Annotated in this window: 26 protein-coding genes; 11 read left to right on the top strand and 15 right to left on the bottom strand. The window is 60.4% G+C overall.

Annotated elements, in window-relative coordinates; all coding sequences use genetic code 11:
• Window positions 1-54: 54 nt before the first annotated feature.
• The gene (gene polA / locus JTJ32_RS09665) at window positions 55-2,820 is read right to left on the bottom strand and encodes a DNA polymerase I (RefSeq protein WP_210041892.1); all 2,766 of its coding nucleotides are present in this window, start codon (window positions 2,818-2,820) and stop codon (window positions 55-57) included.
• A 74-nt stretch (window positions 2,821-2,894) separates the two neighbouring features.
• On the opposite strand from polA, the gene JTJ32_RS09660 reads away from it, so the two are divergent.
• A complete protein-coding gene (locus tag JTJ32_RS09660; RefSeq protein WP_099230944.1) occupies window positions 2,895-3,182 on the top strand; it encodes a DUF2782 domain-containing protein in 288 nt (95 codons plus the stop codon).
• Between the two features lie 34 nt (window positions 3,183-3,216).
• Window positions 3,217-4,167, top strand: coding sequence for a homoserine kinase (locus tag JTJ32_RS09655; protein WP_099230946.1), 951 nt, complete (start codon window positions 3,217-3,219; stop codon window positions 4,165-4,167).
• Between the two features lie 327 nt (window positions 4,168-4,494).
• Here the strand turns inward: JTJ32_RS09655 and JTJ32_RS09650 are convergent, their stop codons facing one another.
• Window positions 4,495-5,433 carry a zinc ABC transporter substrate-binding protein ZnuA gene (locus JTJ32_RS09650; protein WP_099230948.1) on the bottom strand — a complete coding sequence of 313 codons (939 nt, stop codon included), beginning with the start codon at window positions 5,431-5,433 and terminating at the stop codon, window positions 4,495-4,497.
• A gap of 67 nt (window positions 5,434-5,500) precedes the next feature.
• Here JTJ32_RS09650 and JTJ32_RS09645 point away from each other — a divergent pair, with 67 nt between their 5' ends.
• The 4 genes from JTJ32_RS09645 to JTJ32_RS09630 are packed head-to-tail and all read left to right on the top strand — an operon-like array spanning window position 5,501 to window position 8,316.
• Window positions 5,501-5,983, top strand: a complete 483-nt coding sequence (locus tag JTJ32_RS09645; protein ID WP_099230950.1) for a Fur family transcriptional regulator — start codon at window positions 5,501-5,503, stop codon at window positions 5,981-5,983.
• Window positions 5,983-6,780, top strand: coding sequence for a zinc ABC transporter ATP-binding protein ZnuC (znuC, locus tag JTJ32_RS09640; protein WP_184322423.1), 798 nt, complete (start codon window positions 5,983-5,985; stop codon window positions 6,778-6,780). The genes JTJ32_RS09645 and znuC overlap by 1 nt, the downstream gene beginning before the upstream one ends.
• Window positions 6,773-7,561: a zinc ABC transporter permease subunit ZnuB gene (znuB, locus tag JTJ32_RS09635; RefSeq protein ID WP_184322424.1), complete on the top strand. Its 789-nt coding sequence runs from the start codon at window positions 6,773-6,775 to the stop codon at window positions 7,559-7,561. The genes znuC and znuB overlap by 8 nt, the downstream gene beginning before the upstream one ends.
• A 38-nt stretch (window positions 7,562-7,599) precedes the next feature.
• A complete protein-coding gene (locus JTJ32_RS09630) occupies window positions 7,600-8,316 on the top strand; it encodes a PA5502 family lipoprotein (protein ID WP_184322425.1) in 717 nt (238 codons plus the stop codon).
• 150 nt (window positions 8,317-8,466) lie between these two features.
• Here JTJ32_RS09630 and katE read toward each other — a convergent pair whose 3' ends face one another.
• The gene (gene katE / locus JTJ32_RS09625) at window positions 8,467-10,614 is read right to left on the bottom strand and encodes a catalase HPII (RefSeq protein WP_184322426.1); all 2,148 of its coding nucleotides are present in this window, start codon (window positions 10,612-10,614) and stop codon (window positions 8,467-8,469) included.
• The gene (locus tag JTJ32_RS09620; protein ID WP_184322427.1) at window positions 10,614-10,766 is read right to left on the bottom strand and encodes a hypothetical protein; all 153 of its coding nucleotides are present in this window, start codon (window positions 10,764-10,766) and stop codon (window positions 10,614-10,616) included. Before JTJ32_RS09620 ends, katE begins: the two co-directional genes overlap by 1 nt.
• A 158-nt stretch (window positions 10,767-10,924) precedes the next feature.
• Here JTJ32_RS09620 and JTJ32_RS09615 point away from each other — a divergent pair, with 158 nt between their 5' ends.
• From JTJ32_RS09615 to JTJ32_RS09605, 3 genes are read left to right on the top strand one after another with little or no spacing between them, the layout of a single operon-like run.
• On the top strand, window positions 10,925-11,932 hold the full coding sequence (locus JTJ32_RS09615; RefSeq protein WP_099231277.1) for a methionine ABC transporter ATP-binding protein: 1,008 nt from the start codon (window positions 10,925-10,927) through the stop codon (window positions 11,930-11,932).
• Window positions 11,932-12,606 (top strand): methionine ABC transporter permease, encoded by a 675-nt coding sequence (locus JTJ32_RS09610; protein ID WP_004882526.1) that lies wholly within the window; start codon window positions 11,932-11,934, stop codon window positions 12,604-12,606. Before JTJ32_RS09615 ends, JTJ32_RS09610 begins: the two co-directional genes overlap by 1 nt.
• Before the next feature lie 53 nt (window positions 12,607-12,659).
• Window positions 12,660-13,433, top strand: coding sequence for a MetQ/NlpA family ABC transporter substrate-binding protein (locus tag JTJ32_RS09605; protein ID WP_210041891.1), 774 nt, complete (start codon window positions 12,660-12,662; stop codon window positions 13,431-13,433).
• 198 nt (window positions 13,434-13,631) lie between these two features.
• Here the strand turns inward: JTJ32_RS09605 and JTJ32_RS09600 are convergent, their stop codons facing one another.
• Genes JTJ32_RS09600 through JTJ32_RS09580 form a run of 5 tightly spaced genes read right to left on the bottom strand, consistent with a single transcriptional unit; the run spans window position 13,632 to window position 17,521 of the window.
• Complete coding sequence (locus tag JTJ32_RS09600; protein WP_210041890.1) at window positions 13,632-14,264, bottom strand: SCO family protein; 633 nt, start codon at window positions 14,262-14,264, stop codon at window positions 13,632-13,634.
• Window positions 14,261-15,160: a heme o synthase gene (gene cyoE / locus JTJ32_RS09595; protein WP_210041889.1), complete on the bottom strand. Its 900-nt coding sequence runs from the start codon at window positions 15,158-15,160 to the stop codon at window positions 14,261-14,263. The genes JTJ32_RS09600 and cyoE overlap by 4 nt, the downstream gene beginning before the upstream one ends.
• Entirely contained in the window at window positions 15,157-16,209 is a 1,053-nt protein-coding gene (locus JTJ32_RS09590) for a COX15/CtaA family protein (protein ID WP_210041888.1), read from the bottom strand. The genes cyoE and JTJ32_RS09590 overlap by 4 nt, the downstream gene beginning before the upstream one ends.
• Before the next feature lie 12 nt (window positions 16,210-16,221).
• On the bottom strand, window positions 16,222-16,806 hold the full coding sequence (locus JTJ32_RS09585; RefSeq protein ID WP_210041886.1) for a PA_0111/PP_0108 family redox-active disulfide protein: 585 nt from the start codon (window positions 16,804-16,806) through the stop codon (window positions 16,222-16,224).
• Window positions 16,772-17,521 carry an SURF1 family protein gene (locus JTJ32_RS09580; protein ID WP_210041885.1) on the bottom strand — a complete coding sequence of 250 codons (750 nt, stop codon included), beginning with the start codon at window positions 17,519-17,521 and terminating at the stop codon, window positions 16,772-16,774. The genes JTJ32_RS09585 and JTJ32_RS09580 overlap by 35 nt, the downstream gene beginning before the upstream one ends.
• 74 nt (window positions 17,522-17,595) lie before the next feature.
• Between JTJ32_RS09580 and JTJ32_RS09575 the strand changes: the two genes are divergently transcribed.
• Window positions 17,596-17,790: a twin transmembrane helix small protein gene (locus JTJ32_RS09575; RefSeq protein ID WP_099230971.1), complete on the top strand. Its 195-nt coding sequence runs from the start codon at window positions 17,596-17,598 to the stop codon at window positions 17,788-17,790.
• Window positions 17,791-17,860: 70 nt separating this feature from the next.
• Here JTJ32_RS09575 and JTJ32_RS09570 read toward each other — a convergent pair whose 3' ends face one another.
• The 4 genes from JTJ32_RS09570 to coxB all read right to left on the bottom strand — a co-directional run bounded on the left by JTJ32_RS09570 (window position 17,861) and on the right by coxB (window position 22,176).
• Entirely contained in the window at window positions 17,861-18,751 is an 891-nt protein-coding gene (locus JTJ32_RS09570) for a cytochrome c oxidase subunit 3 (protein WP_210041884.1), read from the bottom strand.
• Between the two features lies 1 nt (window position 18,752).
• Window positions 18,753-19,331, bottom strand: coding sequence for a cytochrome c oxidase assembly protein (locus JTJ32_RS09565; protein ID WP_099230975.1), 579 nt, complete (start codon window positions 19,329-19,331; stop codon window positions 18,753-18,755).
• A gap of 7 nt (window positions 19,332-19,338) precedes the next feature.
• Window positions 19,339-20,931 (bottom strand): cytochrome c oxidase subunit I, encoded by a 1,593-nt coding sequence (gene ctaD, locus JTJ32_RS09560; RefSeq protein ID WP_184322433.1) that lies wholly within the window; start codon window positions 20,929-20,931, stop codon window positions 19,339-19,341.
• A gap of 123 nt (window positions 20,932-21,054) precedes the next feature.
• Complete coding sequence (gene coxB, locus JTJ32_RS09555; protein WP_099230979.1) at window positions 21,055-22,176, bottom strand: cytochrome c oxidase subunit II; 1,122 nt, start codon at window positions 22,174-22,176, stop codon at window positions 21,055-21,057.
• A gap of 352 nt (window positions 22,177-22,528) precedes the next feature.
• Here coxB and JTJ32_RS09550 point away from each other — a divergent pair, with 352 nt between their 5' ends.
• Window positions 22,529-23,179 (top strand): hypothetical protein, encoded by a 651-nt coding sequence (locus JTJ32_RS09550; RefSeq protein ID WP_099230981.1) that lies wholly within the window; start codon window positions 22,529-22,531, stop codon window positions 23,177-23,179.
• A gap of 123 nt (window positions 23,180-23,302) precedes the next feature.
• Here JTJ32_RS09550 and JTJ32_RS09545 read toward each other — a convergent pair whose 3' ends face one another.
• The gene (locus JTJ32_RS09545; RefSeq protein WP_184322434.1) at window positions 23,303-24,835 is read right to left on the bottom strand and encodes a SulP family inorganic anion transporter; all 1,533 of its coding nucleotides are present in this window, start codon (window positions 24,833-24,835) and stop codon (window positions 23,303-23,305) included.
• Between the two features lie 101 nt (window positions 24,836-24,936).
• Window positions 24,937-25,677 (bottom strand): carbonic anhydrase, encoded by a 741-nt coding sequence (locus tag JTJ32_RS09540; protein WP_004882512.1) that lies wholly within the window; start codon window positions 25,675-25,677, stop codon window positions 24,937-24,939.
• Between the last annotated feature and the right edge of the window lie 161 nt (window positions 25,678-25,838).

Below are 25,838 nucleotides of genomic sequence, written 5' to 3'. Positions count from 1 at the left end.
TCATATTTCCTACAACATTTGGCGAACTTGATGACAAGTTCGCCACTATGCCCGTCAGTGCGCCTCGTCCCAGTTGCTGCCCACACCCACTTCAACCAGCAACGGAACCGCCAGTTCAGCCGCGCCGCTCATGTGCGGACGGATCTGTTCGCTGATCTGATCGACCAGATCTTCGCGTACTTCCAGCACCAGTTCGTCGTGCACCTGAAGGATGACCCGCGCATCCAGGCCTGACTCATCCAGCCAGCCATTCACAGCCACCATCGCTTTCTTGATGATGTCGGCTGCGGTGCCTTGCATGGGCGCGTTGATCGCCATACGTTCCGCGCCCTTGCGCAGTGACTGGTTCTTGGCATTGATGTCAGGCAGGTACAGGCGACGCCCGAAGATGGTCTCGACGAAGCCCTGCTCAGCCGCCTGAGCCCGGGTGCGCTCCATGTAATCGAGCACACCGGGGTAGCGCGCGAAGTAGCGATCCACGTAAGCCTGCGACTGCTTGCGGTCCACGCCGATCTGCTTGGCCAGACCAAAGGCGCTCATACCGTAAATGAGCCCGAAGTTAATCGCCTTGGCGCTGCGGCGCATGTCATTGGTGACGTTTTCCAGTTCCACGCCAAAGACTTCCGCGGCCGTCGCACGGTGCACGTCCAGGTCGTTGCGGAAAGCGTGCAACAAGCCTTCGTCCTGCGCCAGGTGCGCCATGATCCGCAGTTCGATCTGCGAATAGTCGGCCGCCAGCAGCTTGTAGCCTTTCGGCGCCACGAACGCCTGACGGATACGACGACCTTCAGCGGTCCGAATAGGGATGTTCTGCAGGTTTGGATCACTGGACGACAGACGCCCGGTCACCGCCACGGCCTGATGGTAGGAGGTGTGGACCCGGCCGGTGCGCGGGTTGATCTGCTCAGGCAGGCGGTCGGTGTAGGTGCTCTTGAGCTTGCTCATGGAGCGGTACTGCATCAGAACCTTGGGAAGCGGGAAATCCTGCTCGGCCAGTTCGGCGAGCACGGCTTCAGCGGTCGACGGCTGGCCGGTCGCGGTCTTGCTGATGATTGGCATGCCAAGCTTTTCGTAGAGGATCACGCCCAGTTGCTTGGGTGAGCCCAGATTGAACTCTTCACCGGCGATGGCGAAGGCTTCACGCTCCAGCGCGGTCATCTTGTCGCCCAGCTCCACGCTCTGAATGCCCAGCAGGTTGGCGTCGACAAACGCACCTTGGCGTTCGATGCGCGCCAGCACCGGTACCAGCGGCATCTCGATGTCGTTCAGCACCGGTTGCAGGGTCGGAATCGCAGCCAGTCGGGCTTCGAAGACTTCGTGCAAGCGCAGGGTCAGGTCAGCTTCTTCGGCGGCATACAGGCCAGCCTGCTCCAGAGCAATCTGATCAAAGGTCAGCTGCTTGGCGCCTTTGCCGGCGATGTCCTGAAAGTTGATCGGAGTGTGCGTCAAGTACTTGGCCACCAGACTGTCACGATCGTGGCGAGTGGCAGTGGAGTCCAGCACGTAGGATTCGAGGATCGTGTCGAACCTGACCCCCTGCAGGTCAATGCCTTGGCTCTGATCGCCACCCAACGCGCAGTTGGCAAGCAGGTTAATGGCGAACTTGGCGTGCTGACCGACCTTGATCCTGTTCGGGTCTTCAAGCAGCGGCTTGAGGGCCTTGAGCACGGTGTCGCGGTCCAGTTGCTGGGGGACGCCCATGTAGGAATGGGTCAGCGGGATGTAGGCCGCCTCGTGGGTCTGGATGGCGAACGACAGGCCGACCAGTTGCGCACGCTGCGCGTCGGTGCCATTGCTCTGAGTGACGATGGCGAACAGCGGCGCAGCCTCGAGTTTTTTCAACCAGGCATCGAATTGCGCCTGCTCGAGGATCACCTCGTACGCAGCCTCTTTGATCACTACAGGCGCATCTTCGACCACCAGCTCCTGGCCGGCACGTTTGGCGTCGCGTTGCAGGTCCTCGATCCAGCTCTTGAATTCAAGCTCGGCGTACAACTCCATCAGCGCATCGCGATCGGGTTCGCCGCAGTGCAACTGGTCCAGCTCGATGTCCAGCGGCACATCGATCTTGATGGTCGCCAGTTCATAGGACAGAAACGCCATCTCCCGATGCTCTTCAAGCTTGGCAGCGAGCGTCTTGGCGCCACGGATCGGCAGACCTGCCACCGCGTCAAGGTTGCCGTACAGTTCTTTGAGGCCACCGCCGACGCCAACCAGCAGACCGACGGCCGTTTTCTCGCCCACGCCGGGAACGCCGGGAATGTTGTCAACCTTGTCGCCCATCAGCGCGAGGAAATCGATGATGTGCTCAGGACCGACACCGAATTTCTCTTTGACGCCAGCGACGTCCAGCACACTGCCGGTCATGGTGTTGACCAGTGTAATGTGGCCATCGACCAGCTGCGCCATGTCCTTGTCGCCGGTGGAGATGATCACCGGACGATCGGCTGCCGCGCTGCTGCGCGCCAGGGTACCGATCACGTCGTCCGCCTCTACGCCTTCGACGCACAACAGCGGGTAGCCCAGGCCTTTGACACACGCGTGCAGCAGATCGACCTGCACGCGCAGGTCATCCGGCATGCTGGGACGATTGGCCTTGTATTCGGCGTACAGAGTGTCGCGAAAAGTGCCGCCCTTGGCATCGAACACCACCGCAAACGGGCTTTCCGGGTATTGCCGACGCAGGCTCTTGAGCATGTTCAGCACGCCTTTGACGGCGCCGGTCGGCAACCCTTTGGACGTGGCCAGTGGAGGCAGTGCGTGAAAGGCACGGTAGAGATAAGAAGAACCGTCCACCAGGACGAGGGGTGCTTGGCTCATGAGCAGAATCAACCTTTTCGGCGGGTCCGGCGCTAGAATGCGAGGACCATTGACGACAAAGGGACAAGGTTATCATGCGCAAGACAAATCGACTGTTGTTGACCGGCCTGTTGGCAATCTGTCCTTTGTTCGCAATGGGCGCTGAAGATTCGCCCTCGGCGGCTCCGGACGTCACGATCCGCACCGATGGCGACAAGACCATTCAGGAGTACCGCCAGAACGGCTTCCTGTATGCGGTGAAGATCACGCCCAAGCATGGCAAACCCTATTTTCTGGTGCGCGCCGATGGTACAAGCCCCAACTTCATCCGTTCGGACCAACCGGACATGCTGATCCCGCAGTGGGAAATATTCAGCTGGTAACACCTTACATTCACTTATTGCTGGCAGTCCTGATATGTCCGTCTTTACCCCACTGGCTCGGCCCGAGCTGGAAACATTCCTCGCCCCCTACGGGCTCGGCCGTCTGCACGACTTTCAAGGCATTGCCGCCGGTAGCGAAAACACCAACTACTTCATCAGCATGGAGCAGGGCGAGTTCGTTCTGACGCTGGTCGAGCGTGGTCCTGTGCAGGAAATGCCGTTCTTCATCGAGTTGCTGGATGTGCTGCACGACGCCGATCTGCCGGTGCCCTACGCCTTGCGTACCACTGACGGCCAGGCATTGCGCGAGCTGGCGGGCAAACCGGCGCTGCTGCAGCCGCGCCTGCCGGGCAAGCACATCAGCCAGCCGAACACGCAGCATTGCGCACAGATCGGTGATCTGCTGGCCAACCTTCATCTGGCGACACGCGAGCACGTGCTGGAACGCAAGACCGATCGCGGCCTGGACTGGATGCTGAGCGAGGGTCGCAATTTTCTGTCGCATCTGGGTGATGCGCAGAACGCCTTGCTGGATCAGTCGCTGCAGGAAATCGAAGACCTCAAGCCGCAGATTCTGGCGCTGCCACGGGCCAATCTGCATGCAGACATGTTTCGCGACAATGTCTTGTTCGAAGGCACGCACCTGACCGGACTCATCGATTTCTACAACGCCTGTTCGGGGCCGATGCTCTACGACCTGGCCATTGCGCTGAACGACTGGTGCTCCCGTGAGGACGGCCAGATCGACCCGGTTCGCGCCCGCGCCATGCTGGGCGCCTACGCGGCCCTGCGGCCGTTCAATGCGGCTGAAGCAAAACTCTGGTCAACCATGCTGCGCGTTGGCTGTGTACGCTTCTGGCTGTCACGCCTGATCGCGGCAGAAACCTTTGCCGGACAGGACGTACTGATTCACGACCCCGCAGAGTTCGAACAGCGCCTGGCACAGCGTCAGGAAACGCATATACCGCTGCCGTTCGCGCTTTAAACGATCGTCAACTGCGGGAGGCGGCTTGCTTTTTCTGAAGCGACACACCGGTGACTGAGCGGACGCCATCGCCGGCAAGCCGCCTCCCACAGGGTATGCGTTCAGTCAGGCACTTTCGTTTGGGCCCGTTTTGCGCCGTGTCAGAACGCGGAGCACTCAGCGCTATACACAACCTGACTGTAGCCAACACGGTCTGTGGGAGGCGGCTTGCCGGCGAGGGTTTTTCTGAAGCGACGCACCGGTGACTGAACGGACGCCATCGCCGGTAAGCCGCCTGCCACAGGGTATGCGTTCAGAGCGCGAAGCGTAGGCGTGATCAGTGGCTGTTCAAATCCCCGACAGACACCCACTCAGATCGTCCGCCAGTTTCTGCACGACCTGCTCGTAACCCTGTGCGGTCGCTGGCGTGTAGCCGCCCAGCGCATCCAGCTCGGCCAGTTTGACCGGCAGGCCCGCGCTCAGGGTTTCCGCCAGGCGCGGCCGCAGCGGAGGTTCGCTGAACACGCACGTCTTGCCGGCTTCTTTCAAGCGCTCACGCATCGCCGCCACATGCTGGGCACCGGGCTGGATTTCGGCAGCGATGGCGAATACGCCAGTGTGCTTGAGGCCGTACGCTTCTTCGAAATAATCAAACGCTTCGTGGAACACGAAAAACGGTTTGCCCGTGACCGCGCTCATCTGCTTCTTGATGCCGCTGTCCAGCGTATCCAGCCGCTTGGCGAACGCCTCGGCATTACTTGTGTAACGCGCCGCGTTGGCCGGGTCCGCGACACCAAGGTCCGACGCCATCTTTGCGGCGATCACCCGAGCGTTTACGGTCGATAACCACAGGTGCGAGTCGAGACTGCCGGGCATGTGATCGTGGTCGTGCTCATCCGCGCCATGTCCATGGTCGTCATGATCATCGTGCGAGGCGTTGTCCGCACCGAAGTGGCGCAAATGCATGCCGGGCAAGGTCTGCACGGCAACAGACGGAAGGCTGCGTCCCTCAAGAACACGTGGCAGGAAGGTTTCCATGCCCGGGCCGATCCAGTAGAGCAACTGCACATCCCTGACGCGCCGTACGTCGGATGGCCGCAGCGCATAGTTATGGGGCGATGCGCCCGGCGGCAACAACACCTCAGGCGTACCGACACCCTCCTGCACAGCCGCGGCAATCAGCTGCAGCGGCTTGATGCTGGTCAGGACCCTGACCTCGGCCTGGGCGGAAGAGACGGCCAGCAGACTGGCCCACAAAATGACGCAAAGGTTAAGAAAACGGCGCACGTAAAACACTCATATCGGGCGGGAACAGGTAACATAATAACGTCTCTGGCAAATATCGTCGCTGCTCATGCCCAATACTCCCCTGGCTAGTCGCCCTCATGATCACTCCCACTGCGTGCATTCGGCTCTCGCCGAAGCCGATGCGCTGTGCGCCAGACAAGGTCTGCGCCTGACCGCGTTGCGCCGTCGCGTGCTGGAACTGGTCTGGCAAAGTCACAAGCCGCTGGGTGCCTACGACATCCTCGCGGTCCTGAGCGAAGAAGATGGCCGTCGCGCGGCACCGCCGACGGTTTACCGCGCCCTGGATTTTCTGCTGGAAAACGGTCTGGTCCATCGCATCGCGTCCCTTAACGCCTTCACCGGCTGCAACCACCCGACGCACGCGCATCAGGGTCAGTTCCTGATTTGCCGCGAGTGCCATGCCGCCATCGAACTCCAGCATCCGTCCATCAGTAATGCCGTGGTCAGTGCTGCGGTTGAAGTCGGTTTCGAGGTCGAAGGTCAGACGGTCGAAATCGTCGGGATCTGCGCCGGCTGCAAGGCCGCCTGATGAGTGATGCACTGATTCGCCTGGAACAGGTGGCCGTCACGCTGTCCGGGCAAAACGTGCTGGATAACATTCAGCTGAGCGTCAAACCCGGCGAGATCGTGACGCTGATCGGCCCCAACGGCGCAGGCAAGACCACGCTGGTACGTGCCGTGCTGGGCTTGCTCAAGCCTGACTCGGGCAGCGTGTGGCGCAAACCGAAGCTGCGCATCGGTTACATGCCGCAGAAACTGCATGTCGACCAGACCCTGCCGCTGTCCGTGTTGCGCTTCCTGCGTCTGGTTCCCGGCGTAGACCGTGCGGCTGCCATGACCGCGCTGGAAGAAGTCGGCGCCGAAAAAGTCATCGACAGCCCGCTTCAGGGGATCTCCGGCGGTGAGATGCAACGCGTTCTGCTGGCGCGTGCTCTGTTACGCAAACCGGAGCTCCTGGTGCTCGACGAGCCGGTGCAGGGTGTTGATGTGGCCGGACAGGCCGAGCTGTACAGCCTGATCACCCGCCTGCGCGACCGTCATCAGTGCGGCGTGCTGATGGTGTCCCACGATCTGCATCTGGTGATGAGCACGACCGATCAGGTGGTGTGCCTGAACCGCCACGTCTGCTGCTCGGGGCATCCTGAACAGGTCAGCCACGACCCGGCGTTCGTCGAGCTGTTCGGCAAGAACGCACAGAGTCTGGCGATTTATCACCACCATCACGACCACGCCCACGATCTGCATGGCGAAGTCGTGAGCGATGCTTCGAATGCGACAGCGCATTCCCACACTCATGTTCATGGAGACAGCTGCAAGCATGGCTGATTTTCTACTGTATGCCTTGCTCGCAGGCGTTGCTCTGGCCGTGGTTGCAGGCCCGCTGGGGTCATTCGTGGTCTGGCGGCGCATGGCGTACTTCGGTGACACCCTGTCCCATGCCGCCTTGCTGGGCGTGGCGCTGGGCTTTCTGCTGGATGTCAGTCCGACCATCGCGGTGACCTGCGGCTGCCTGTTGCTGGCGGTGCTGCTGGTCACGCTGCAACAGCGTCAGCCGCTGGCCTCGGACACCCTGCTGGGCATTCTCGCGCCGAGTACCCTGTCCCTCGGACTGGTGGTGCTGAGCTTCATGCATGAAGTGCGCATTGACCTGATGGCGTATCTGTTCGGCGATCTTCTGGCGATCAGCCCGACCGATCTGGCCTGGATTCTGGGTGGCAGCGCCTTGGTGCTGGTAATGATCGTGGCCCTGTGGCGACCCTTGCTGGCCGTGACCGTGCACGAAGAACTGGCGAAGGTCGAGGGGCTTCCCGTGGCTGCCCTGCGTATGGCGCTGATGCTATTGATCGCGGTAGTGATTGCCGTGGCGATGAAAATCGTCGGTGTTTTGTTGATCACGTCACTGCTGATCATCCCGGCAGCTGCGGCACAACGTCACGCGCGTTCGCCGGAGCAGATGGCACTCGGCGCGAGCCTGCTGGGCGTGACGGCAGTGTGTATTGGGCTATCGTTATCGTGGTTCAAGGACACCCCGGCCGGACCGTCTATAGTGGTATCCGCTGCGGCGTTGTTCTTGCTCAGCTTTGTTCTCCCCAAGCGAGCGGTGTAGACTTGCTCGTTTTTTGCGCAAACTAGAGAATCGCAGGAATGAAGCCGCTCGCCCCACGCCATCTGCTGCTGATCGCCTTTTCCATCCTGTTGGGTGCCTGTCAGAGTGCGCCCACGGTCGAGACGCCCGCGGCCGAAGCTCAGCCGAGCGGGTTCGCACAGCTCGATCAAAGCATCACCAGCAATGAGCTGGCGACAGCCGAAGATCAGCTCGCGGCCTTGCAGGCAGCGGCGCCCACCGACATTCGCCTGGAGGCTTTCCAGCGTCGATTGGCAGAAGCCTATTTAAGTCGCAGCCAGATCGGCCTGCAGAAAGGTGACATGAATGCCGCCGCGAACGCCCTGAGCCGTGCCCGTGCACTGATGCCCAAGGCACCGGCACTCACCAGCGGCGTGAATGGCGCTATCGCGCACGCCCGCAAGGCTGAGCTGGAAAAGGCAGAAGCTGAATTGCGCGAAGCCGAAGCGCGTCGCGTGGCGAAACTGATCGATCCATCGGCCATGAGCACCACCATCGACCTGAAAATCGGCGACATGCCGAAACTGCGTCGGCAGCTGGATGACATAGCGGCGGATACCGTAGCGTTCAATTGTGACGTGCTTCTGGTCGTGCCGCGCACCGACGATTACCCGTGGTTGGCGACATTGCTGACCAAGCGTGTGGTGAAGATCAATCCGGACTTCGAACTGGACATGAGCCGCCAGATCAATCGCAAGGAACAGGCCTACATCGTTCTGAAGCCAGCCAGGTCCTGATCCGACGTTCATCACTGAACCTGACCGTGCCAATGCGCCGCGTTGGCAGGCAACCCGTAACGCCTTGCGTCATATTCGAAAGCAGACGCTGACCGTCCCGGGAGGCATTCCCACGCAAAGCGTGGGAATGCTCATCAGACCGCTAGATCCTCAAGCCGGAACAGCCTTGGCTTTCGGCTCACGCGCCCAGACACGGTGCTGTGCAATGGCGTCGAAGAACGCTTCGAACGAAGCGCTATCCGATACGCACAGCAGGCCGGCGTCTTCATCCAGATGCAGCAGCTTCAACAACTCTTTGGCCTCTCCAGACAGCGAGATGGCCTTGAGGTGCTTGTAGGCTTCCAGGATGAAGTGCAGCGCCACACCGTCGGTGCTCAACGCTTTCACCGAATCGGCACCACCCGGCACGAACACCGCGTCGAACGCTACCGATGGCAGACCTTCGGCTGAAGCATCGACGGGCAGGCTCTTGCCATCGGCCGTCTTGACCGGAGCAGAGGTCGGGCCGAGTACCTTGGCATGGGCGCCTTTGGCTTCCAGTGCCGCCTTCATCGCATCGACCGCTTTGCCGTCAACGCCGTTGGCAACCAGAATCGCCACTTTGCGCGAAGCGATATCACCGGACAGCAGATTGTCCTGGCTCAGTGCCGGAGACTCTTTCAACGAAGTCTTGCGCACATCGACAGTGCCTTTGGTAGGCGCTGGCAGACCCAGGTTCGCCGCGACGCGGCTGGCGAGTTCCAGATCGATGTTGGCCAGAATCTCGTTGACCTGACGGGCACGGATGTACTCGCGCTCGACCTTGCCCAACTCGAAGCTGTAGGCCGCGATGATGTGCTCTTTCTCGTGGTGGCTCATGCTGTTGAAGAACAGCGTGGCCTGGGAGAAGTGATCGCCGAACGACTCGCTGCGCTCACGAACCTTGTGCGCTTCGACACGCTCGGGATAGGTCTCGAAACCGCCATCGACGGCCGCCGCTGGAGTTTCTTTCGGCCAGCCGCCATCGATCGAGTTCGGCTCGTAGGAAGCGCGGCCCTTGTCGATGGTGGTGCGATGCTGCGCGTCACGCTGGCCGTTATGGTTCGGCGAAACTGGACGGTTGATCGGGATCTCGTGGAAGTTCGGCCCACCCAAACGGCTGATTTGCGTATCGGTGTAGGAGAACAGACGACCTTGCAGCAGCGGATCGTTGGAGAAGTCGATGCCTGGCACCACGTGGCCCGGGCAGAACGCGACCTGTTCGGTCTCGGCAAAGTAGTTGTCCGGATTACGGTTGAGCACCATCTTGCCCAGCGGCGTGACCGGCACCAGTTCCTCGGGAATGATCTTGGTCGGGTCCAGCAGGTCGAAGTCGAACTTATGCTCGTCTTCTTCGGACACGATCTGTACGCCCAGCTCCCACTCGGGATAGTCGCCCATCTCGATGGATTCCCACAGGTCGCGGCGGTGGAAGTCGGTGTCTTTACCGGCCAGCTTCTGGGCTTCATCCCAGACCAGCGAGCAGACGCCGTACTTCGGCTTCCAGTGGAATTTCACGAAGCTGGATTTGCCTTCGGTGTTGATCATGCGGAAGGTGTGGATACCGAAGCCCTGCATGGTGCGCAGGCTTTTCGGAATGGCACGGTCAGACATCGTCCACAGCACCATGTGCGCGGATTCAGGAACCAGCGAGACGAAGTCCCAGAACGTGTCGTGAGCCGACCCGCCGGTAGGGATTTCGTTGTGCGGCTCAGGCTTCACGGCATGCACAAAGTCCGGGAACTTGATGGCATCCTGAATGAAGAAGATCGGCATGTTGTTGCCGACCAGGTCGAAGTTGCCTTCTTCGGTGTAGAACTTGACCGCAAAGCCGCGCACGTCACGCACGGTATCGCCCGAGCCGCGTGGGCCCTGTACGGTTGAGAAACGCACGAACACCGGGGTCTTGTGGCCCGGATCACGCAGGAAACCTGCCTTGCTCAGCGCGCCATGGTTTTCATACGTCTGGAAATAGCCATGCGCCGCCGTGCCACGGGCGTGGACGATACGCTCCGGGATGCGCTCATGGTCAAAGTGCGTGATCTTTTCACGCATGATGAAATCTTCGAGCAGCGATGGACCGCGGCTGCCCACTTTGAGGGTGTTCTGGTTGTCGGCAATCTTCACACCCTGATTGGTGCGCAGCGCCTGTTGAGTAGCGTCGGAACGAAACTGCTCGAGGCTGTCCAGCTTGGCGTTGGTGTTGCCACGATCCAGTGTGTCGGTGCCGGCCAATTCGCTCTTGGACGTTTCGGTCACCGGTGTTTTCTCGTTAGCCATCAGAAAAACTCCTCATTTTCGACCCAATCATAGAGTTGGGTTCGCTGAATACGACTCCCTGGGCGTTCGCCGGAAATCACGGTATCCATGAAGTGACCGGGTTGAAAAACAGCCGTTCCGTTTATTTTTTGATCGTTGGCACCAGCGGTCATGTTATGTCCGTCTGGCAGGTCATCCTGCAAATAAATGCTAAGCACGGCGGGCCGGACAGGCTAAAATGCGCGCCCGGCTCAATCCGGCCGAGGTAACGAAGCAAGCAGGCACTGCCCGCTGCGCTGATTTTTTAACGCGCCCCCACAAGGTTCGCTCCGTGATCGAGTTTCATAACGTCCACAAAACCTATCGGGTGGCAGGCAAGGAAATTCCGGCCCTGCACCCCACCAGCCTGCGCGTCGAAGACGGCCAGGTCTTCGGCCTTATCGGTCATTCCGGTGCCGGCAAAAGCACGCTGCTGCGCCTGATCAACCGCCTGGAAACGCCCAGCGGCGGACAGATCGTGGTTGACGGTGAAGACGTCACTGCGCTGGACGCCAATGGCCTGCGTGGTTTTCGTCAGCAGGTCGGGATGATCTTCCAGCACTTCAATCTGCTGGCATCCAAGACCGTGGCCGACAACGTCGCCATGCCGCTGACCCTGGCCGGCGACATGCCGCGCAGCCAGATCGACCAGCGCGTTGCCGAGTTGCTGGAGCGGGTTGGACTGTCCGATCACGCGAAAAAATACCCGGCGCAATTGTCGGGTGGCCAGAAGCAGCGCGTCGGCATTGCCCGCGCCCTCGCCACCAAACCGAAGATTCTGCTGTGCGACGAAGCCACCAGCGCGCTGGACCCGCAGACCACGGCGTCGGTCCTGCAACTGCTGGCCGAGATCAACCGCGAACTGAAGCTGACTATCGTGCTGATTACCCACGAGATGGACGTGATTCGTCGTGTCTGCGATCAGGTCGCCGTCATGGACGCTGGCGTGATTGTCGAGCAGGGCAAGGTGGCCGATGTGTTTCTGCATCCGCAGCACCCGACCACCAAACGCTTCGTGCAGGAAGACGAGCAGATCGATGAGAACGAGCAACGCGACGACTTCGCCCACGTTCAGGGCCGTATCGTGCGCCTGACCTTTCAAGGCGAAGCGACTTATGCACCGCTGCTGGGCACCGTGGCGCGGGAAACCGGCGTCGATTACAGCATCCTGGCCGGTCGCATCGACCGCATCAAGGACACACCCTACGGGCAACTGACGCTGGCCATTACCGGCGGCGACATGGACGCTGCCTTCGCGCGCTTCACCGCTGCCGATGTCCACATGGAGGTGCTGCGCTGATGGACGCCTTTCTGAACCTGTTCTCCAACGTCGACTGGTACGAAATCTGGGTCGCTACCGGCGATACCCTGATCATGCTGAGTGTTTCGCTGGGCTTCACCATCCTGCTCGGTCTGCCGCTGGGCGTGTTGATGTTCCTGACCTCGCCACGCCAGTTGCTGGAACACAAACAGCTGTACGCCACGGTCGGCCTGATCGTGAACATGCTGCGTGCCTTGCCGTTCATCATCCTGCTGATCGTGATGATGCCGCTGACCGAGATCATCACCGGTACGTCGCTGGGTATTCTGGGCACGTTGCCGCCTTTGATTGCAGGCGCCACGCCGTTCTTTGCGCGGCTGGTGGAAACCGCCCTGCGTGAAGTCGACCGCGGCATCATCGAAGCCACTCAGGCCATGGGTGCCACCACCCGGCAGATCATCCTCAAGGCGCTGCTGCCCGAGGCGCGGCCTGGCATTTTTGCGGCGATCACGGTCACCGCGATTGCACTGGTGTCGTTTACCGCCATGGCCGGTGCGGTAGGTGCAGGCGGGTTGGGCGATCTGGCTATTCGTTATGGATACCAACGTTTTCAGAACGATGTGATGTTCGTGACGGTCGTATTGTTGCTGGTGCTGGTGCAGATTCTGCAAACCGTCGGCGACAGACTGGTCGCACACTTCACACACCGTTGATCGAATCAGTTGGCATCGGCCTGCCGAAGGCGGGCCTCAAAGGAGTTTGTTGCATGAGAAAGCTATTGGCCGTATTTGCCGCCGTAACCGCACTGTCCGCGCAGGCCAACGAAACCCTGACCGTCGCAGCCTCGGCCGTGCCCCACGCCGAGATCCTGGAGTTCGTCAAACCGGCCTTGGCCAAAGAAGGCGTGGACCTGAACATCAAGGTCTTCAACGACTACATTCAGCCGAACGTGCAGGTTTCGCAGAAGCGCATGGACGCCAACTTCTTCCAGCACCAGCCATACCTGGATGAGTTCAACAAGGGCAAGGGCACCGATCTGGTGGCCGTGACCAAGGTTCACGTTGAGCCGTTCGGTGCTTACTCCGACAAGTTCAAGAAGCTGGATGAGCTGCCAAACGGTGCCAACGTCGCGCTGCCCAACGACGCCACCAACGAAGGTCGTGCGCTGTTGCTGCTGGCCAAGGCCGGTCTGATCACCCTGAAGGACCCGACCAGCATTCTGTCCAAGCCTTCGGATGTGGTGAACAACCCGAAAGACCTGAAATTCCGCGAACTGGAAGCCGCCACGCTGCCTCGCGTGCTGACGCAGGTCGATCTGGCACTGATAAACACCAACTACGCGCTGAGTGCCAAGCTTGATCCGACCAAGGACGCGCTGATCATCGAAGGTGCCGAGTCGCCTTACGCCAACATTCTGGTTGCCCGCCCGGACAACAAAGACTCGGACGCGATGAAGAAACTGGCAGCCGCGCTGACCAGCCCGGAAGTCAAAACCTTCCTGGCCGAGAAGTACAAAGGCGCTGTGGTTCCGGCGTTTTGATCGGCACAACCCCCTGACCGCTGTATGTGAACGAACTGCATGCCAACGAACAGTGGAAGACAACGCAGCCTTTTCGGGGCTGCGCTGTCTTGCAGCGGACACGGGATGTCTTCCTGAACCGACCTATCGGTGACTGAACTGACGCCATCGCCAGCAAGCTGCCTCCAACAGCGTCTGCGCTCAGTCAGACACCACGCCTCAATCCCGCTCCAGTAACACCGGCAACTGCGCCACCAGCTTTTGCGCGTTAAGCGGCGAGCGGATGAAGCCGCGCTGTCTGCCGTCCGGGCCGATCAGAGCCAGATTACCGCTGTGATCGACGGTGTAACCCGGCTTGCTGGTGTCTGCCGGAATGAACGGAATGCTCAGTGCGCTGGCCAGTTTCTGAATGTCCGCCACAGGCGCGGTCAGGCCGATGTAGCGAGGGTCGAAGTAGCCCAGGTACTGCTTGAGCTGCTGCGGCGTGTCGCGATCGGGGTCGACGCTGACCAGCACCACGCGCATGTTGTCCACGGTCTCCTGCGGCAGCTTCGTTCTGATGTCACGCAGCTGTGCCAGCGTAGTGGGGCAGATGTCCGGGCAATAGGTATAGCCGAAGAACACCAGCGTCCATTTACCCTTGAACTCGTCCACGGCCACCGGTGCGCCGTTCTGATCGCTCATGCTCAACGAAGGCAGGCTGCGGCTCTGCGGCAGCAGGATGACGCCTGCGTCGATCAACGCCGTCTGGTCTCCAGGGCCCTTGCCGGACAGCACGCGGTTGATGGTCAGGCCCATGATCAGGGCCACGACAGCGACAAGGATAAAGACGGTTTTCTGGGTTCGGGTCATGGCATCAACGGTAAGTAATGATCGGCGAGCAGCGCGATGAACAGCAGGAACAGGTACCACACAGAGTACTTGAACGTGTCGATCGCCGCGTGCGGTCGAGTGCCACGGTACAGCACCCAGCTCCATTGCAGGAAACGCAACCCCAGCGCGAGCGCGCAGAGCAGGTACAGCAGGCCGCTCATGTGAATCACGTACGGCAGCAGACTGACCGCCAGCAGGATGCAGGTGTACAGCACGATATGCAGCTTGGTGTAGGGCTCGCCGTGAGTCACCGGCAGCATCGGGATGGCGACACTGGCGTATTCGGCCTTGCGGTGAATGGCCAGTGCCCAGAAGTGCGGCGGCGTCCACGCGAAGATGATCAACATCAACAGCAAGGGTTCGGCGCTGACCTGACCGGTCACCGCTACCCAGCCCAACAACGGCGGCGCGGCCCCGGCCAGACCGCCGATGACGATATTCTGCGGCGTGGCACGCTTGAGAAAGCCGGTGTAGACCACCGCGTAACCCAGCAGCGATGCCAGCGTCAGCCAGGCGGTCAGGGCGTTGATGAAAATGAACAGCAGCGCCTGACCTGACAGCGCCAGCAGCAGCGCGAAGCTCAGTGCCGCGGCAGGCGGAACGCGTCCCTGAGCCATCGGCCGACGATGCGTGCGTGCCATCTGTGCGTCGATGCGCCGGTCCATCACATGATTCACGACAGCCGCGCCTGCCGCGCACAGTCCGATGCCCAGATTGCCGATGATCAGCGTCGTCCATGGCACCCCCGTGTCAGTGGCCAGAAACATGCCGATCATGGACGTGATCAGCATCAACAGGACCACCTTGGGTTTGGTCAGCTCAAGGTAGTCCTGCCACAGGCTGTACAGCGAACGCTGGCGGGTCAGTAACGTCATCTCAACGCATCTCTCGATGTCAGGCTCGGGCGGGCGATTTGTGCAAACGCGCCATGCTGGAGACGCGGCAATGGCGCTGCAATGCGGTAGTTGATCAAGGTCATGCACAGCATCAGAGCCGCCCCGCCCGCACTGTGTGCCACCGCAAGGATCAGTGGCAGGTGCAGCAGCACGTTGCCCAGCCCGAACAGCAGTTGCCCCCCGAGTGCCGACACCAGCAGCAGCGCCAGCCGCGTCAGACCGACCCGCCTGAGCTGCCAGGCCAGCGCGAGCAGGGTCAGCGAGACGAGCACCGCGCCCATCCGGTGCGTGAGGTGAATGGCTGTACGCGCCTCACTGTCGAGATGGCCACCCTGATAATTGGGGCCGATGTGCTGGGTCAGATGAAACGCGTTGCTGAAGTCGGCCTCCGGCCACCAGCGGCCCTGACAGGTAGGCAGATCCGTGCAGGCCATCGCGGCGTAATTGGCGCTTACCCAGCCACCCAGCGCGATCTGCAAGGCCACGAGGATCAGCCCGAGCACTGCCAGCGCTCTCAGGCGCGCAGGCACCCGAGGCAGAGCAGGGCGGGCGCCTCTCAGGCGCAGGCTCAGCAGGAATGACAGACTCAACGTTGCGACGCCGCCCAGCAGATGAACGGCGACCACCTGCGGCCAGAGCTGCAGCGTAACGGTCCACATGCCGAACGCCGCCTGCGCGGCCACGATGCCCAGCAGTCCCGCTGCCAGCCCGAACGGATGCCCCGCCAGATGCCGATGCCGCCAGGCCTGCGCCGCCAGCAGCAGAATAAGCAGCGTCAGACCACCGGCGAAGTAACGGTGGGTCATCTCGCTCCAGCCCTTGTCCGCCTCCACTGGCGTGTCCGGAAAATTAAGCTGCGCATGCTCAAGTTGCTGCTCGGTACCAGGCACACCGATGAAGCCGTAACAGCCCGGCCAGTCTGGGCATCCCAGCCCTGCGTGGGTCAGGCGCGTGTAGGCACCGAGCGTCACGACCACCAGTGCAAGTACGGTAGCCAGTAACGCGAGACGAAATCCGGGGCGGGTCATGACCACCTCCCTTCAGCCGATGTTCGAGAGTTTCAGCAGACGGCGCAGGTCTTCGAGCAGGTCCTTGCCGTTGATCCCTGCGTCGTAGCGCAACACGAGATTGCCGTGCGGATCGATGATCCACAGGTAAGGCGCCTGCAAATCAGGCGCGAGCGTGCCGTAACGCGAAAGGTCCAGCGGATAACGCAGCAGGCGTGGGTATTCCCGGTTCAGCTTTTCAGCGTATTCGATGTCCAGCGGCTGAGCCCCGGCCAGCGCATGACTGGCGCGAGCTGCGTCCCGCCCCAGCCCTGTCTGCACCTGCCGCGCCAAATACACCAGCTGCTGACACGTCGTCTCGCAACGTCCGGGTACGCTGACCAGCAGTTGCCAGCGTCGCTCCCCGGCCGAGACACCCAGGTCCATGCGGCTCTGGCCATTACCGATCAGGTAACCGTGATAACTGCGGCTCTCGGGTACCCAGAATCCGAAGACGTACATGCACGTGGCCAGCACCATGGGCGCAAAGGCAATCATCATCACCAACAGCAATTGCAGACGTCCTTTGCGCCGACGCTGCGCATCAGACATGCCGATGGGGTTCATGGCAGCTCCCATGCCCGTCCTCCTGCGCGGTTCGGCCGAGCACCCGGCCTTGGTGCAGATAAAGGCCTAACAGCGCGGCCGCCAGCGCGAACCACTGCACGGCATAGCCCACGTGCTTTTCAGGGCTGATCGCAACCACCGGCCAGTCGACCCGATAGGCCGCCGGTCCCGGTTCAAGTCTCAGCTCACCGGAATACCCTTCACGCCCCAGCTCGCTCCACAGCTGATCGGCAAAGACCGCGTTTACAAGCCTTGGCCAGGAGCCTTGTGGCGCATCAGGTTCAAGCTGAAAGGGGGCACGCTCAGGCACGTAGACCCACGCATTGAGCTCCAGCACTTGATTGGGCGTATTGACGACCGGCGCCGTGCGTCGATCCCGCCAGAAAAGCCAGCCGCGATTGACCAGTAGCCAGAGCCCACTGGCGTGATCCATGAAGGGCTGCAGCAACTCGACGCCCGCGCGGCCATCGCGAATGCTGTTGTCCAGTAGCACGTTATGGGCTGAATCGAAGTGGCCGCGAATATGCACACGACGCCAGGCGGCATCCTCGGCATATAACAGCTCGCCGATGCTGACGGGAGCGGCGGCGCGGCGTTCGGTGTACTGGCTGAGCATCGACCGCTTCTGTTCGCCGCGCTCCAATTGCCAGAACCCCAGAGAAATCAGGCACGGTAGCAGCAGCAACACAATCAGCGTCGGCCACAGCCCCGGTGTGAAGCGCTTCATCACAGCCTCCGGTTCGGCACTGCGGCCGGACCTATACTCCACTGCATCATCGCGATTGCTCCTGGAGTCCTCTCATGCTCAAAGCAGCGATTGTTCTAATGCTGGCTGCCACCATAGCCAGCCTGTTCAGCGGGCTGTTCTTTCTGGTCAAGGACGACAATCACTCGACCCGTCTGCTCAAGGCTCTCGCGCTGCGGGTCATCCTCGCCGGGCTGACCCTGATCCTGATCACCTGGGGGTTCTACAGCGGGCAGTTACCCTCACCCTGAATGACGAACGATGATCGAGCCCAGCCTCCGCGTCGGCAGGCAGCCCGTGGGAAGGATCAGAAACCGCGTTCTAAATCACGTACACGAACACAAACAGCCCGACCCATACCACGTCCACGAAATGCCAGTACCAGCTTGCCGCTTCGAAACCGAATTGATGCTCGGCGTCGAAATGGCCGCGCAGGATGCGGATCAGCATCACCAGCAGAATGAGCGTGCCCATCGTGACGTGAGCACCGTGAAACCCGGTCAGCAGGAAGAAGGTCGCGCCGTAGATGCCGGAGCCCAGAGTCAGCCCCAGCTCCTGATAGGCATGGATGTACTCTTCGACCTGAAAGAACAGAAAGGTACAGCCCAGCAGGATGGTCAGCGCCAGCCAGCGCTTCAGCGTGGAGCGGTGTCCTCTCTTCAGCGCATGATGGGCAAAGGTTATCGTCACGCTGGAGCTGACCAGCAGCACGGTATTGAGCAATGGCAGTTTCCAGGGATCAACGATACCGCTGGGCGCCGGGTAGAGTTTAGGATCCGGCGTGTCGAGCATCGGCCAGTTGTATTCGAAGTTCGGCCAGAGCATGTTCGAAATTCCGTTCGCCCCGTCGCCGCCCAGCCAGGGGCCGGCCCAGATGCGCACGTAGAACAGGACGAAGAAGAACCCCAGAAAGAAGCTCACCTCGGAGAAGATGAACCAGGCCATGCCCCAGCGAAACGAGCGGTCCATCTGCGCGCTGTACAGACCTGCTCGACTTTCCTTCACCACTGCGCTGAACCAGCCGTACATCATGTACGCCACCAGCAGCGCGCCGATAAAGAAAATCAGCGGACCATTGGAATCGGGCCGCTCGGCTTTCATGTCATTGAACCAGGTGCCGAGCCCGAACATCGTGATCAACAGCGCTACGGTGGCAATGATCGGCCATCTGCTCTGGGCCGGAACGTAGTAATGCTCGGGGGGCGTTGCCATTTCAGTCTCCTTTGACCACAACTCTTTCGAGCCTCTTGGCCACTGGAACAGCAGGCGTGCGGCGCTCGGTGATGTCGAACAGCGTGTAAGCCAGCGTCAGGCTCCTCACCTCTTCGGGCAGGTCGCGATCAACGATGAAACGCACCGGCATCTCGATGCGCTCGCCCGGCTGCAGCACTTGCTGGGTGAAGCAAAAGCACTCGGTCTTGTGAAAGTAGGCAGCGGCCTGACCCGGCGAAATGCTCGGCACGGCCTGGGCCGTCATCGGTTTGTCGGTCGGGTTCTGCGCCACGAAAATCATCTCGTTGATCGCGCCCGGATGGACCTCTATCTGGTCATTGCGGGGATAGAACGCCCAGACCATCCCGGCCGAATTGGACGACAGGAACTGCACCTTCACCTGACGCGTTTCGTCGACGATTTGCGTGCCCTGATACTGGTCGCCGGTCTTGCCATTGATACCGAAGGCCTTGCACATCACGTCGTACAGCGGCACCAGCGCGAAACCGAAGGCGAACATGACCAAGGCCATCAGCAGCAGGCGGGTGATGAGTCGTTTGAGAGGCAAGGTCTGGTTCATGCGCAACTCACTTCACTTCCGGCGGTGTACTGAAGGTGTGATACGGCGCAGGCGAGGGCACGCTCCACTCCAGCCCTTCGGCACCGTCCCAGGGTTTGGCCGGTGCCGGTGCGCCGCCCCGGATGGTTTTGATCACGATAAACAGAAACAGTAGCTGGGTTGCGCCAAACGTGAAGGCGCCAACCGACGAGAGCATGTTGAAATTGGCGAACTGCAGGTTGTAATCGGGGATCCGCCGCGGCATGCCGGCCAGACCGACGAAATGCATGGGGAAGAACGCCAGGTTCATGCCCACGAAAGACAGCCAGAAATGCAGCTTCGCCAGGGTTTCGTCGTACATGTGCCCGGTCCATTTCGGCAGCCAGTAGTACGCCGACGCAAAGATCCCGAAGATGGCTCCCGGCACCAGTACGTAATGAAAATGCGCAACCACGAAGTAGGTGTCCTGATACTGAAAATCCGCAGGCGCAATCGACAGCATCAAGCCGGAAAACCCGCCGATGCTGAACAGAATGACGAACGCCACGGCAAACAGCATTGGCGCTTCAAACGTCAGCGACCCTTTCCACATGGTGCTGACCCAGTTGAACACCTTCACCCCGGTCGGTACGGCGATCAGCATGGTGGCGTACATAAAGAACAGCTCGCCCACCAACGGTACGCCGACCACGAACATGTGATGCGCCCAGACGATGAACGACAGAAACGCGATGGCCGCAACCGCATAGACCATCGAGGTGTAGCCGAACAGCGGCTTGCGCGAGAACGCCGGGATGATCGAACTGACTGCGCCGAAGGCAGGCAGGATCATGATGTACACCTCGGGATGACCGAAGAACCAGAACACATGCTGAAACAGCACCGGATCACCGCCGCCTGCCGCGTTGAAGAAGCTGGTCCCGAAATGAATATCCAGCAGCATCATGGTCACGCATCCGGCCAGCACCGGCATCACGGCGATCAACAGAAAGGCGGTGATCAGCCAGGTCCAGACGAACAGCGGCATTTTCATCAGCGTCATGCCGGGCGCGCGCAGATTGAGGATGGTCGCCACCACATTGATCGCGCCCATGATCGAACTGATACCCATCATATGAATGGCAAAAATGAAGAAAGTCACGCTTTCGGGTGCATAGGTCGTCGAAAGCGGGGCGTAGAAGGTCCAGCCGAAATTGGGTCCGCCGCCGGGCATGAACAGCGTAGAAACCAACAGCAGGAATGCCGCGGGCAACAGCCAGAAGCTGAAGTTGTTCATGCGCGGGAGGGCCATGTCCGGCGCACCGATCATTAAGGGGATCATCCAGTTGGCCAGTCCGACGAAGGCAGGCATCACTGCGCCGAACACCATGATCAGGCCGTGCATGGTCGTCATCTGGTTGAAGAATTCGGGCGCGACGATCTGCAGGCCGGGCTGGAAAAGCTCGGCGCGAATCACCATGGCGAACGAACCGCCCAGCAGAAACATAGTGAAACTGAACCACAGGTACATCGTGCCGATGTCCTTGTGATTGGTGGTCAGCACCCAACGCATCAGGCCCTTGGCGGGGCCAGGGGCATGCGCATGGCCGACGTGGCCATGGTCGTCAATCACTGCACTCATGTCGGCCTCCGGTGGCGAAGGATGTGCTCAGTGGACATCGCATCTGTGGGAGGCGGCTTGCCGGCGATGCAGTCGCGGGCAAGCCTCCTCCCACAGTCTCTTCACTGCGAAACAGCATTCCATTCATGGCTGCACCTGCTTGAGCGTCAACACTTCCCTGGGCGTGACCATGTCGCCCGTGTTATTGCCCCAGGCATTTCGCTCATAGGTCACGACAGCTGCAATGTCGACCTCTGACAGCTGTTTGCCGAACGCAGCCATGGCTGTGCCCGGCTTGCCGTTGACGACGATGTTCAGGTGATCGGCGATCGGGCCGGTGGCGATCTTCGAGCCTTTGAGGGCTGGAAACATCGGCGGCAGCCCTTGGCCTTCTGGCTGGTGACAGGCCGCGCAAACGGTGTGATAGACCTTATCGCCCTGAGCAATGAGCTCTTCGCGGGTCCAGTCCTTGCTGGTCAGTTCCTTGAGCCGTGCAGCTTCCTGTTTGCGCCCGGCGAGCCAGTTTTCATAGTCGGCGGGCGAGCGGGCATCGACCACAATGGGCATGAAGCCGTGGTCCTTGCCACACAGTTCGGTGCATTGGCCTCGATAGATGCCGGGCTTCTCGATCCGTGTCCAGGCTTCGTGTATGAACCCGGGGACCGCGTCACGCTTGACCGCAAACGCAGGCACCCACCAGGAGTGGATTACGTCGGCACCGGTGACCAGAAAGCGGATCTTCTCGCCGACAGGCAGCACCAGAGGCTGATCCACCTCCAGCAGATAGTGCTCGCCCTTGTCGTCGCGGTTGTGGATCTGGTGGGTCGTGGTGGCGAGGTTGCTGAAGAATTCGACGTCCTGCCCCAGGTATTTGTAATGCCATTTCCATTGATAACCGGTGATCTGGATATCGACGTCCGACTCGCTGGCGTCGTACATGCTGATCAACGTGCGGGTCGCCGGAATCGCCATGGCGACCAGTATCAGGAACGGAACCACGGTCCAGAGAATCTCGACCGTGGTGTTTTCATGGAAATGCGCGGCTTTCTGACCGGAGGAACGACGATGCGCGACAATCGACCAGAGCATGGCGCCAAACACCACGACCCCTATCACCACACAGATCCAGAAAATGGTCATGTGCAGATCGAAAACGGCGCCGCTGACCACTGACGCGCCGGGTGACATGTTGGTCGTCCAGTCTGCATGTGTCTGCTCGAACGCGGACCACAGCAGCAGGCCCATCCAGACCCTTGGATGCCGCATTTCGGGTTCCCCCACACACTCTTGTTCTACGCGGATCGGGCCGCGGGCAAGGCAGTGGGCTACCGACTGCAGGACCATGACCAGGGGTCACAAGCCGACTTCCTCAGACGTCGAGTATAGACACGGCGGGAGAAACGCAACGCAGCGCCGGATGAGTGCAACGTGGCAAACAGCGAACGTATTTACCGGTCGAACCCCGGCAACCGCTTCAAAAAAGAGTTTTTAGAGCAAAAACATATAAATGTGAATTAGTTATGACAAAAACGTCTGAGCTATATAGTTAATCAAGCTAACGTATGACTTTGATCAATAACACCCACCTGGTTATATGCTTTCAGGAGCCCATACCGTCATGAACACGGCCGCATTGCGCGAGCAGATCCAACGAGCACACCAGCACGAGGCCGAGACAGGCCAGTTGCTGCAACAGCTGAAAACTCAGCTTCCGCACCTTCATCCTGCCATCCACCTGCCCGAAGTTGACGCACAGGGAGCACTGACGCGTTTTGTCAGTGCTTATATAGACCTGGTCCCCGACCTACTGGAAGCCGCACACGAAGTGGCAATCGAGGCGGGCATCGAAGGACAGATAAAACCGGTGCTCAAGATTGCCGAGCACTTCTTCACTGCACCCCCTGAAATCATGCAAGGCCATGAAGGACTCGACAGCCTGCTGGATGAGGCTTATCTGGCGCATCGGCTGGTCGAGGAAGTAAATGATCTCTACATCAAGCATTTCGGCCAGCCGCTGATTCCATCCAACACGACAGTTGCCAGCGTGATCGCCCACCAGTTGATCGGCGAACAGTTTGCCAACCAGTTGGACGAGGCTGTCCACCATGCCGTCGATCAGTTGCTTGATGATGAGGATTTCGCGCTGGACTCGGTCGAGGCCTATCGCGAGAAATTGAGCAGTCCCGACACCGAAGCCGCCTGGAAGCGCTGGCCTAGCCTGTCACGTCAATTGGGTATCGGTCTGGAACTGGAACGTTCCGCGGGCTGATTCGCCACCGAATTCATGTCTTCGCCGCAAAGGAAGGAGCCGAATGACGCTCCGCTGCTACGCGAAGACCCATCCGGCTCCCTGATGCAGATCAACCTGTACGCCGATCAACAGCAGACTTGATCAGGCAGCGCCTGAGCCAATCCCCGTGTTGGTGTACACCCTACCTTCGAGTCGACGCTTCAAGCCCCGGGGTTCGATCACCAGCTTGGTTCCGTGAGCGGCATTGGCACGCCCCCAGTCTTCAAGCAGCTCCAGACAGGAGTGGTCGATATAGGACAGGTTGTTCAGTGGCACATGCAAGGTGCTGCCGACCGGAACGGTGCCCAGCACCTGAGTCAACGCAGGCACTTTGAGGAACGTCGCCGCACCGACCAGACGCAGCTCGTACTCGCTCTTGCCCGGCAGCTCGACCAGATTGATCTTCAGTCGCGAAGCCTTGAGCGCCAGCTTGACCAGTGTCAGACCGAAGCCCACCAGAACACCGGTCAACAGGTCGGTGAAGATGATCGCGCCAGCGGTTGCGGCGTACGTGAACATCGGCATGCGACCATAGCGCCCCAGCCCCTTGAACGTTTTCAGATCGACCAGCTTCAGACCGGTATACACCAGCACACCTGCAAGACTGGCGACCGGAATGCTCTGCAGTACGCTGGACAGCAGCAGGACGAACGCCAGCAGCCAGAGGCCGTGGAAAATCGTCGAGAAGCGTGTTGTCGCACCGGCCTGAACGTTGGCCGAACTGCGCACGATCACACCTGTCATTGGCAACGCGCCCAACAGACCGCAGAGCATGTTACCCACGCCCTGGGCACTCAGCTCCTTGTCGAAGTCCGAACGCACACCGCTGTGCATGCGGTCGACCGCTGCGGCAGAGAGCAGCGTTTCGGCACTGGCGATAAAGGCCACAGCGATTGCCGCGATCAGGATCGCAGGGTCGGCCAGGTTCATCAGGTCGGCAGGGCGCAGCCAGTCGATGGCATCGGAGAGGTTTTCAGGCACCTGCACACGCTTGACGTCCAGCGCCATGAACAGACTGACGGCGGTCGCAATACCGACGCCCAGCAGGGCGCCTGGAACAAAGCGCAGCGACGCGGGACGAATTTTTTCCCAGCCCCACATGATCAGGATTGTACCCAGGCCCAGCATACCCGCCTGCATGCCCGCTCCCGGCCCGATGGCCTGGACCAGCGTTGCCGGGAAACCGATCAGGTTATCCAGCCCGGAAGGTTTCGGCCCGCTGTCGAACATGACATGGGCCTGTGACAGCACGATCAGAATGCCGATACCGGCGAGCATTCCGTAAACGACGGCAGGTGCCGTGACACGGAACCAGCAGCCGAGCTTGAATCGACCGGCCAGCAATTGAAGCAGACCGGCCAGCAGGAGAATCGGCCCCAACATCGCCATTCCGTGCTCGCGTACGACTTCGAAGACCAGGACGGCGAGGCCTGCGGCAGGACCGCTGACCTGCAAAGGCGAGCCGGCCAGCCAGCCCACAACAAGACCACCAACGATGCCCGTGATCAAACCCTTGGCAGGTGGCATGCCAGACGCGATTGCGATGCCCATGCACAAGGGCAGGGCCACCAGGAACACCACCACGGAAGCAAGCAGCTCCCGTGGTAAAACGGATTTCAATGCTGTAGCACCCATGACACTTCTCCGGGATTCTTCAGACGAGGCAAAGCTGGCGGCGCGCTCCATGCGCAGCCGCCACCAGCTAAAGAAGGGTGTGCCGTCAGCCGTGACTGTTGTCAGTCAGCTGAAAAGCGTGCTTTCGGGGAAGCCATCGGTGTCGGGCCCGAGCCGTCGAGCGGCACGAAGCGATCACTTTCAGCGTCATAAGCCAGGATTTCACTGGTTTCGATGCTGTAGACCCAGCCGTGAATGAACAGCTGACCGCTGGCCATCTTGGCTGCAACCGAAGGGTGCGTGCGCAAGTGCTGCAACTGGGAAATCACGTTTTCCTGAGTCAGGACCTGCATGGTTTCCAGCTCGCCACTGCAGCTGCAATTCTGTTCGACGACGGTACGGGCAACCTCTGCGTGGCGCAGCCAGGCTTTTACCGTTGGCATCTTGTCCAGACTGTCGGGGTTGAGTACCGCTCGCATGGCACCGCAGTCAGAGTGACCGCAGACGATGATGTGTTGCACGCCCAGCGCAACGACCGCATATTCCAGAGCCGTGGATACACCACCGTTCATCTGGCCGTACGGCGGAACGACGTTGCCGACGTTACGCGTCACGAAAAGGTCGCCCGGCGAGCTCTGAGTGATCAGCTCGGGAACGATGCGCGAATCCGCGCAGGTAATGAACATGGCTCGCGGCGATTGCGCGGTAGCCAGTTTCTTGAAAAGCTCTTCCTGTTGTGGGAAGACTTCCTTACGAAAATGTACGAAGCCATCGACGATGTGTTTCAACGCTACGTCGGCGCTATCCGAGTGGCTATGTGTGCTGGCCGACGTAGCCGACGGCTGTTTATCCATGTCTCTCATGTCTTCATCCTCTCTGACGGATTGATGTGGATTCTTCATGCGTGCTTAACCAGAGCCGGATGTGATCCCTGTTGTTTGGCCTCACGAACAAATCCTTTGAACGCTACCGCTGGTGTCACTCCGAGTTACAGACTAAACGCCCAAGCTTAAGTGAAACTGAA

The organism is Pseudomonas alliivorans, assembly GCF_017826695.1.
Taxonomy (GTDB): Bacteria; Pseudomonadota; Gammaproteobacteria; order Pseudomonadales; family Pseudomonadaceae; genus Aquipseudomonas; species Aquipseudomonas alliivorans.
The sequence above is the reverse complement of the archived record's forward strand: the minus strand, read 5'-3'. Positions and strand labels throughout refer to the sequence as shown.

What these genes read in the sequence shown, in the direction of transcription:
- JTJ32_RS09540 (WP_004882512.1), bottom strand. Translation starts at nt 25,677, where the DNA reads ATGAGAGACATGGATAAACAGCCGTCGGCTACGTCGGCCAGCACACAT.
- JTJ32_RS09585 (WP_210041886.1), bottom strand. Translation starts at nt 16,806, where the DNA reads ATGGGAGCTGCCATGAACCCCATCGGCATGTCTGATGCGCAGCGTCGG.
- JTJ32_RS09600 (WP_210041890.1), bottom strand. Translation starts at nt 14,264, where the DNA reads ATGACCCGAACCCAGAAAACCGTCTTTATCCTTGTCGCTGTCGTGGCC.
- polA (WP_210041892.1), bottom strand. Translation starts at nt 2,820, where the DNA reads ATGAGCCAAGCACCCCTCGTCCTGGTGGACGGTTCTTCTTATCTCTAC.
- katE (WP_184322426.1), bottom strand. Translation starts at nt 10,614, where the DNA reads ATGGCTAACGAGAAAACACCGGTGACCGAAACGTCCAAGAGCGAATTG.
- JTJ32_RS09655 (WP_099230946.1), top strand. Translation starts at nt 3,217, where the DNA reads ATGTCCGTCTTTACCCCACTGGCTCGGCCCGAGCTGGAAACATTCCTC.
- JTJ32_RS09645 (WP_099230950.1), top strand. Translation starts at nt 5,501, where the DNA reads ATGCCCAATACTCCCCTGGCTAGTCGCCCTCATGATCACTCCCACTGC.
- JTJ32_RS09630 (WP_184322425.1), top strand. Translation starts at nt 7,600, where the DNA reads ATGAAGCCGCTCGCCCCACGCCATCTGCTGCTGATCGCCTTTTCCATC.
- JTJ32_RS09590 (WP_210041888.1), bottom strand. Translation starts at nt 16,209, where the DNA reads ATGACCCGCCCCGGATTTCGTCTCGCGTTACTGGCTACCGTACTTGCA.
- JTJ32_RS09620 (WP_184322427.1), bottom strand. Translation starts at nt 10,766, where the DNA reads ATGACCGCTGGTGCCAACGATCAAAAAATAAACGGAACGGCTGTTTTT.
- coxB (WP_099230979.1), bottom strand. Translation starts at nt 22,176, where the DNA reads ATGCGGCATCCAAGGGTCTGGATGGGCCTGCTGCTGTGGTCCGCGTTC.
- JTJ32_RS09605 (WP_210041891.1), top strand. Translation starts at nt 12,660, where the DNA reads ATGAGAAAGCTATTGGCCGTATTTGCCGCCGTAACCGCACTGTCCGCG.
- JTJ32_RS09575 (WP_099230971.1), top strand. Translation starts at nt 17,596, where the DNA reads ATGCTCAAAGCAGCGATTGTTCTAATGCTGGCTGCCACCATAGCCAGC.
- JTJ32_RS09550 (WP_099230981.1), top strand. Translation starts at nt 22,529, where the DNA reads ATGAACACGGCCGCATTGCGCGAGCAGATCCAACGAGCACACCAGCAC.
- JTJ32_RS09570 (WP_210041884.1), bottom strand. Translation starts at nt 18,751, where the DNA reads ATGGCAACGCCCCCCGAGCATTACTACGTTCCGGCCCAGAGCAGATGG.
- znuC (WP_184322423.1), top strand. Translation starts at nt 5,983, where the DNA reads ATGAGTGATGCACTGATTCGCCTGGAACAGGTGGCCGTCACGCTGTCC.
- JTJ32_RS09580 (WP_210041885.1), bottom strand. Translation starts at nt 17,521, where the DNA reads ATGAAGCGCTTCACACCGGGGCTGTGGCCGACGCTGATTGTGTTGCTG.
- znuB (WP_184322424.1), top strand. Translation starts at nt 6,773, where the DNA reads ATGGCTGATTTTCTACTGTATGCCTTGCTCGCAGGCGTTGCTCTGGCC.
- JTJ32_RS09660 (WP_099230944.1), top strand. Translation starts at nt 2,895, where the DNA reads ATGCGCAAGACAAATCGACTGTTGTTGACCGGCCTGTTGGCAATCTGT.
- cyoE (WP_210041889.1), bottom strand. Translation starts at nt 15,160, where the DNA reads ATGACGTTACTGACCCGCCAGCGTTCGCTGTACAGCCTGTGGCAGGAC.
- JTJ32_RS09610 (WP_004882526.1), top strand. Translation starts at nt 11,932, where the DNA reads ATGGACGCCTTTCTGAACCTGTTCTCCAACGTCGACTGGTACGAAATC.
- JTJ32_RS09565 (WP_099230975.1), bottom strand. Translation starts at nt 19,331, where the DNA reads ATGAACCAGACCTTGCCTCTCAAACGACTCATCACCCGCCTGCTGCTG.
- JTJ32_RS09545 (WP_184322434.1), bottom strand. Translation starts at nt 24,835, where the DNA reads ATGGGTGCTACAGCATTGAAATCCGTTTTACCACGGGAGCTGCTTGCT.
- ctaD (WP_184322433.1), bottom strand. Translation starts at nt 20,931, where the DNA reads ATGAGTGCAGTGATTGACGACCATGGCCACGTCGGCCATGCGCATGCC.